This is a genomic window from Rhodococcus sp. EPR-134, assembly GCF_001647205.1.
Classification (GTDB): Bacteria; Actinomycetota; Actinomycetes; order Mycobacteriales; family Mycobacteriaceae; genus Rhodococcus_F; species Rhodococcus_F qingshengii.
The window spans coordinates 1-6,890 of sequence record NZ_LVCT01000356.1; the positions used below are offsets into that span (position 1 = coordinate 1).

The 6,890-nt window shown below is 61.1% G+C and carries 7 protein-coding genes; 4 read left to right on the forward strand and 3 right to left on the reverse strand.

The features are described from left to right. From A2J01_RS15855 to A2J01_RS15865, 3 genes are all read right to left on the reverse strand, one after another. A partial coding sequence (locus A2J01_RS15855) for a multicopper oxidase domain-containing protein (RefSeq protein WP_442971567.1) occupies window positions 1-886 on the reverse strand: 886 nt, incomplete at its 3' end. Window positions 887-1,126: 240 nt separating this feature from the next. Further along, on the reverse strand, window positions 1,127-1,654 hold the full coding sequence (gene lspA, locus A2J01_RS15860) for a signal peptidase II (RefSeq protein WP_047270588.1): 528 nt from the start codon (window positions 1,652-1,654) through the stop codon (window positions 1,127-1,129). Then, window positions 1,651-2,571 carry a cation diffusion facilitator family transporter gene (locus A2J01_RS15865; protein WP_064113081.1) on the reverse strand — a complete coding sequence of 307 codons (921 nt, stop codon included), beginning with the start codon at window positions 2,569-2,571 and terminating at the stop codon, window positions 1,651-1,653. The genes lspA and A2J01_RS15865 overlap by 4 nt, the downstream gene beginning before the upstream one ends. 179 nt (window positions 2,572-2,750) lie before the next feature. Here A2J01_RS15865 and A2J01_RS15870 point away from each other — a divergent pair, with 179 nt between their 5' ends. The 4 genes from A2J01_RS15870 to A2J01_RS15885 form a co-directional block, all read left to right on the forward strand. After that, window positions 2,751-4,682, forward strand: coding sequence for a bifunctional copper resistance protein CopD/cytochrome c oxidase assembly protein (locus A2J01_RS15870; protein ID WP_064113082.1), 1,932 nt, complete (start codon window positions 2,751-2,753; stop codon window positions 4,680-4,682). 244 nt (window positions 4,683-4,926) lie between these two features. Next, window positions 4,927-5,700 (forward strand): M23 family metallopeptidase, encoded by a 774-nt coding sequence (locus A2J01_RS15875; protein ID WP_261779397.1) that lies wholly within the window; start codon window positions 4,927-4,929, stop codon window positions 5,698-5,700. Between the two features lie 32 nt (window positions 5,701-5,732). Beyond that, the gene (locus A2J01_RS15880; protein WP_003944627.1) at window positions 5,733-6,092 is read left to right on the forward strand and encodes a BlaI/MecI/CopY family transcriptional regulator; all 360 of its coding nucleotides are present in this window, start codon (window positions 5,733-5,735) and stop codon (window positions 6,090-6,092) included. Further along, a partial coding sequence (locus A2J01_RS15885; protein ID WP_064113083.1) for a M56 family metallopeptidase occupies window positions 6,093-6,890 on the forward strand: 798 nt, incomplete at its 3' end.

The window sequence follows — 6,890 nt, forward strand, 5'->3', positions numbered from 1 at the left end:
CGAAGAAGTTTCCGTGTAGGTGGAAGCTGTTGATCGGGTCGTATTCGAGGATGTTGACCAGGTAGATGCGAACCAGTTCGTCTCGTTTCACCTGTACAGGTTCGTGCATGTAATGGAACGGGATGCCGTTGACGGCGTAGAGCTGGTTTCCTTGCCCGTCGAATGTGGTGTTGTAGCCGTGCATCACCATCACCATTTCGTCGGCCGCAGGGCGCCCCTGAGCTGGATCGACGATGAACGTGCCGTACATGCCGCGGGCGATGTGCTCTGCCAGTGGATTGACGTGGCAGTGATAGAGATGCAATCCGAAAGGGATGGCATCGAATTCGTAAGTGAATGATTCGCCCGGCTCGATGATTCCCCGCCCCACCCCGGGAATTCCGTCCATTTCAGCGGGATGGATTCCGTGAAAGTGCATCGTGTGTGGGTGCGCGGAGCCGTTGACGAACTTCACTCGGAGCCGGTCTCCCTCACTGCATCTCAACGCGGGACCCGGAATGCGGGAGTTGAAGGTCCACGCCGGAAAATAGACTCCTGGTGCTACCTCGATCTCTTCGTCGGCTGCGAAGATCTCCCACTCGCGTAGCGTTCGACCGTCAGGCAATTCGGAGGTCGTCCCGTAGTCGAAGTCCCGCAGCAGTGCCGTGGGATGAAACCCGTTGGCAGTGTGGTTCACCTGCTGACCGGCCCGAAAGGTCGCGCCGCTCGTGCCGCCGTGACGGACTCCGCCGTCTCCGTCAGGTGCGGCGGTACTCGGGTTGGTGTTTCCGGGATGCTCGGTAGGCGATGCGCCCGCAACTCTTCCTGCGTTCATCATGAGTCCGGCTGATCCGGCGAGCGCCCCACCGATCAACAATTGTCGCCGCGACGGTGCGCTCATGGCCACCCGACCGAAGCATCGACATTCCTGACAGTCACGAGAGTCACACCTCAAAGTTTGTCATGCCAAACTTTATTTTCATAGACACCAAACTATCCGAACGCATTCGACCGAAAACAGGCGGACCACGCGAATTTTCGACGAGTGGGGGCGTCGTGGTTTCGCCACCTCGAACCGCAGAAGTTCGCAGAGATGGACTGCTTCCCTGCTGACAGCGCTCCGGCTCCCTCCTCGCTCCGAGTCAGGTCACACGGATTGCGGACGCTGAATCTCACGTTCGGACCCGCGCGAGGATTCGACCAGCAGCGACACGACGACCAGGATGAATCCACAGGTGAGGTAGGTATCGGCAAGATTGAAGGTGGGCCACCAGCCGGTGTGGAAGTAGTCGGTGACCTTCCCGTCGAGGGCTCGGTCGACCACGTTGGAGGCAGCTCCGGCGACAATCAGAGCGAAACCGATCACAGCCACCCCACGACTTTGCGGGACACTCCGCCAGGCGTATACGGCGATTCCCATGGTGGCGAGAGCGGTAAAGGCGATGATGACGGCACTCGGCAGCTGATTACCCAGACTGAAGGCGACACCACTGTTGTATGCCAGCCTCAAACTGACGACGCCCAGATCCATCTCGTTGACCCCGGACAGGTGCTTCCGCGCAACGGGCTCAATCGTCAGGGCGACGACGACCGAAATCAGCGCCGTCGTAGCGAAGAGAATTCGTCTCTTGTGATGGGCGGATTTGTCGTTCGTGGTCACCTCGTTGGTACTCACCACGGAAGCTCCTGGCAACGCCCGTCACCCGCGGCGGGTTCTACCTGCAGGGTCGCGTGAACGAGATTGAACTGGGTGGCCAACAGATCCTGGGCAGCAGCGAGAACCTTGGTCGGATCGGACTCCTCGTCGATCGTCAGATGCGCCGACGCAACTTCCATGCCCGATGTGAGCGTCCAGATGTGAAGGTCGTGGGCGTCCTTGACCCCGGGGATCCCCTGCAAGGCTTGCGTCACCTCGGTGATGCTCACGCCGGCGGGGGCGTGCTGGAGCAGGATCCGCAGGGCATGGCGGCCGAGATTGTAGGCACGCGGTAGGACGAACAAGCCGATCGCAACACCGATCACCGGATCCGCGTACCGCCATCCGAAGATCAGTGTGACCAATCCGCTGATCAGGACTCCAACGGACCCGAGCATGTCAGCCATGACCTCGAGATAGGCGCCCCGGACGTTGATGCTTTCCTTCGCCCCGCTGCGAAGCAGCAAGAATGCCGCGATGTTCATCACGAGGCCGACGACAGCGACGATGCTCACCGGGAGTCCAGGGACCTCAGGCGGATCGGAAAGTCGACCGAGAGCTTCGTAGAGAACCCATCCGGCGACACCGAACAGGAGTAGGGCATTGAACAAGGCAGCGAACACCTCCGCCCGGTACATACCGAACGTGCGATCCGGGCGCGATCGCGCTCTTTGCGCAAGCAAGATAGCGGTCAATGCCATGAGGATGCCGAACACATCGGTGAAGAGGTGTGCGGAGTCGGAGAGCAGGGCGAGCGATGACGTGGACAACCCCACGATGACTTGCGTGACGAACGTGACCAGACCGAGCCCGACGGCTATCCATAATTTGCGGACATGTTTACCCGATGCACTCGCAGCTTGTTCCGCAACGCCGTGCCCATGGCCGTGACCCATCTCGATATGCCCTTCTCGCCTATGACTGGAGCGTCGTATTCTCATATGCGCATATTTGCCAACGAGAGAGTTTCAGTAAACCCTGGCTGAAGCACCCATGCAACTATCCGTCATAGTATTTTGGTCCGGAGCACCGATCGCGCGGGCGAGATCCACAATGCTGAGAGGTCCACCCGCAAATGATCGAAACCGAACCGTCCGGCGCCGATACCCTCGTCGTCGGACGACCCATACGGAAAGTATTGGGATGGGGTGTCATAGCTGCAATCACTGCGGCGGCATTGGCGCGCGCATCAACTTCCGAGGCGCTGCGATTGCTCGGACTTCCAGATCCGGGGCCCTTGACGATTTACGGACTCCCGGCGGTGATGGCGTTCGGCGAGGTTGCCGCCGTGATGACCGTAGGCAGTCTACTTTTGGCTGCCGTTCTCGTTCCGCCTCAAGCCTCAGGTGTACTCGATGTCGACGGATATCTGGCGCTACGAACCGCAAGCGTCGCCGCCGCTATCTGGGCGGTATGCGCGGCGCTGCTCGTTCCACTCACCCTCTCGGACAGTTCAGGCCAACCTCTCTCCGTCGTGTTCGCCGATCCAGGGCTGTTCGCTCGCGCGATTTCGGACATCGATGTCACAACTGCATGGGCATGGACCGCAGGGCTCGCACTCGTGCTCGCGATTGCGTGTCGTCTGACCCTGCGATATTCGTGGACACCGTTACTTCTCGCATTCGCTTTGTTCAGCCTGCTCCCCAGGGCATTGTCGGGTCACTCCTCTTCGGGTGGATCCCACGACATCGCCACGAACAGTTTGGTTCTGCATATCCTCGCGGCGTCGATTTGGATGGGAGGAATAGCGGCTCTCGTGTTGCATGCCCGCAGAAAGGGGAGCTATCTCGACTTCGCCGCGCGCCGCTTCTCGGCCGTGGCACTCATGGCGTTCGTCGTCATAGCGATCAGCGGTGTGGTCAACGCTGCCGTGCGGGTGCCGCTCACCGCGGTGTGGAGTAGCACCTACGGTGTCTTGATTCTTGCCAAAGTCGCCGCCTTGGTCCTCACCGGACTGGCAGGTTGGCGCCAACGGAAAATCGCGATCGCCGAACTGACGAAGGATCCTAGCGACGGTCGCACCTTCATTCGTCTGGCAGTGGTGGAGTCGGTGGTTCTCGCAGTAACCGTCGGTATCGCCGTCGCCCTGGGCCGCACGCCGCCCCCGGCGCCCACGGAGCGACAGGATCCGAGCAGAGTCGAGGAGGTGCTCGGGTATGCGCTCGATGGCGTACCGACTGCGGGCCGCTTGCTCGTCGACTGGCGATTCGATCTCATTTTCGGAACTCTCGCCGTGGTGTTGGCTGCGTGCTACGTCGTCGGCGTTTTTCGCCTCCGACAGCAGGGCGTGCAGTGGTCGACGTTCCGATCGGTCAGCTGGGCTCTGGGGTGCCTGGTGTTGCTTGTCGCAACATCATCGGGAGTGGGTAGGTATGCACCTGCAGTGATGAGTATGCATATGGCGGCAACGTCCGCCGTGGCGGTCCTTGCTCCACTCTGTCTGGTCCTGGGCGCCCCGTTCACGCTGTTCAGGCTCTCCGTTCGGCGATCGTCCGGAGATGCGCCGGGGCTGAGGGAATGGGCGCAAAGCGTGTACAGAGGCTCCTGGTTCCGATTCATGTCCCAGCCCTATGTGATCGCTGTGATTTTCGCCGGAGCCCTGCCTCTCCTTTACCTGGGGGGGATGTACAGCGCTGTCGCCGGCTCGCACGTCCCCCATCTGGTGATCAACGGAACCCTGCTGATCTGCGGTTTCATGTTCTTCTGGGTCATGGTCGGCGTCGATCCCTTGCCGAGGCGAGCGAGCGCCGCGATCAGGACGACCCTGCTCCTGGCGGCGTTCTTGGCCTACGGGGGCCTCGCAGCAGCACTGATCGCCACTGACACGGTGATTGCCGATCAGTACTTCGCGTCGTTGCAGCGCGGCTGGCTCGACGACTTCTCGCGAGATCAACGGTTCGGTGCCGGACTGATAATCGCGATCGGAGCAGTGCCCCTGGCAATCGCGACAGGGTTTCTCCTCACCGCGTGCTGCTCGCCGAGATGCCACCGCGCGGCACATGAGTAGGAGAAGGTGCATTCGCAGCGGGGCGGTCTGTCGAGATTTTGAATTTTGTCAACGCTCGCCCAAAAACTATGCGAAATAGTAGTACGCTGTCTGGGACCGTCACCATTCTGTGACCTTCCGCGACGCAAGGAATGCGATCTTGGCCCGACACCGCAAGCCCGACACCGACGATCTCGACTGCCCACTTCGGGAAAGTTATCTTTTCGGCACGCCACACAGCGATCGAGACCTGCCAGTCGACACGATGTATATCTCCACCGCATCTGCAGTCGACCGGGAATCCGTCGCTGGAAGCGTTCAGGCGCGACGCGGCGGCGCTCATCGCCGACAGTCCCGCAATCGTCCTGGTGGACGGGCTTTGGTTCTCTCTGTCGCCACCGGCGCTTTGCTTGCCGCCGGCACATCCGCCTCACATGCATCGACAGGGAGCGTCAGTGTTCCCGTCGAGCTCGACCAGCAACCGTTGGCACCTCTCGAGCAGGCGCTGGCATCGGCTCCGGAAATTCTCCAGGTTCCCAAACTGGCCGAGCTGGGGAGGCTGGCCGAACAGTTGGCTCGAGGCACCGAACGCGACACCGATCGCGCTTCGAGAGAGGCAGCTGCACGCCAACCGCTGACGATGGCTCCTGTCAGCGGAACATTGACGTCGAACTACGGACCGCGTTGGGGGTCGACTCATTACGGGTTGGACATTGCCAATGAGATCGGTACACCTATCGTGTCCGTCACCGACGGCACGGTACTCGAGTCCGGACCTGCGTCCGGTTTCGGACTGTGGGTCCGTATCCTGCAGGATGACGGGACAATCGGGGTCTTCGGACACATCAACGAGACTCTGGTAACCGCGGGTCAAAAGGTGCGTGCCGGAGAATTGATTGCGACGGTAGGAAACAGGGGACAATCAACAGGGCCACATCTGCATTACGAGGTGTGGCAGGCAGACGGCCAGAAGGTCGATCCCATGGCATGGTTGGACGCGCGTGGGGTACAGATCCAGCCTCCGGCCGTCAGTGACTGACGCAATCGACGATTTCCGAAGGGGGAAGGAAGATGAAGAGACTCGGCGGGCTCGAATCCGAAGTGATGGATCTCCTGTGGGATGCAGAAGAGCCGCAGTCTGTGCGGGATCTGGTCGACCGCTTCGAGGGCGGCGCCCCGAAGGCATACACCACGATCTTGACCGTCGTGACGCACCTTCACGAAAAAGGGTGGGTGCAGAGGGAAAAACGAAGCCGCGCATACATCTATTCGCCATCGCGTAGCCGCGATGAAGCGACCTCACTGGCCATGCGCGAATTACTCGACAACAGCAATGACTCTGTTTCAGCGCTTCTGCACTTCGCGCAAAACGTCTCCGATGACGAATACGAGGCACTGCGGCGAGCACTGGATCACGGCAAGGTTCGGTAGATGACTCTCGCCGCAGTCCTCCTTCTCGGGGCCGTGCTCATCGGAGCGTTCATGCCCAAGGTTTTGCGGCGTTTCGAATCGACCACTCTGGCTCCTGCAGCGATTCTCGCGGCATGGATCGGCAGCATCGTGGGTCTGGGATTCCTTGCCGTATCGGCAGTAGTGATCCTTCTGTGGCCGAGCCATGCACCAGCGGAAGGGCTCTCCGAGGCCCTTGTGCGATGCTTCACTGCCTTCCAACACGCGATGGCCCCCTGGATCGGGGAAGCGCTCGCTGTCGGCGGAGTTGCGGTTACCGCGCTCATCGCCGTTCGCAGCTTGTTCTTGGCTCATCGGCAACATAAGGGCCGAGCCAAGGTCCGCGACTACCACCGTGATGTCGTATCGATCATCGCCCGCGCAGATCCGGCATCGGATGATGTTCTCTGGCTTGATCATCCGATGCCGATGGCCTACAGCGTCGCTGGACGGCCGGGATTCGTCGTAGCGACCAAAGGTCTCTCCGATTGCTTGACCGCCTCCGAGCGCGAAGCGGTGATCGCGCACGAGCGGGCACACTTGCGAGGGCAGCATCACCGGATCATTAATGTGTGTGAAGTCTTCGCGAAGGCGCTGCCGGTGATCCCGCTGTTCAAAGCGGCTCCCGCTGCGGTGCGGCGGCTGGTCGAGCTCGCTGCCGATGATCGGGCCGCACAGGCCACCAGCCCCGATGCCGTCCGGTCGGCGTTGCGCGTGGTGGCGACGTCGCCGCTACCTCAGCCGGTGTGGACTCTCGGGCTCGGTGACGACGAGATCTCG

Bases quoted from the DNA above. Each gene is read 5' to 3' on its own strand.
- A2J01_RS15865 (WP_064113081.1), bottom strand. From the start codon at position 2,571: ATGGGTCACGGCCATGGGCACGGCGTTGCGGAACAAGCTGCGAGTGCA.
- A2J01_RS15870 (WP_064113082.1), top strand. From the start codon at position 2,751: ATGATCGAAACCGAACCGTCCGGCGCCGATACCCTCGTCGTCGGACGA.
- A2J01_RS15875 (WP_261779397.1), top strand. From the start codon at position 4,927: ATGTATATCTCCACCGCATCTGCAGTCGACCGGGAATCCGTCGCTGGA.
- A2J01_RS15880 (WP_003944627.1), top strand. From the start codon at position 5,733: ATGAAGAGACTCGGCGGGCTCGAATCCGAAGTGATGGATCTCCTGTGG.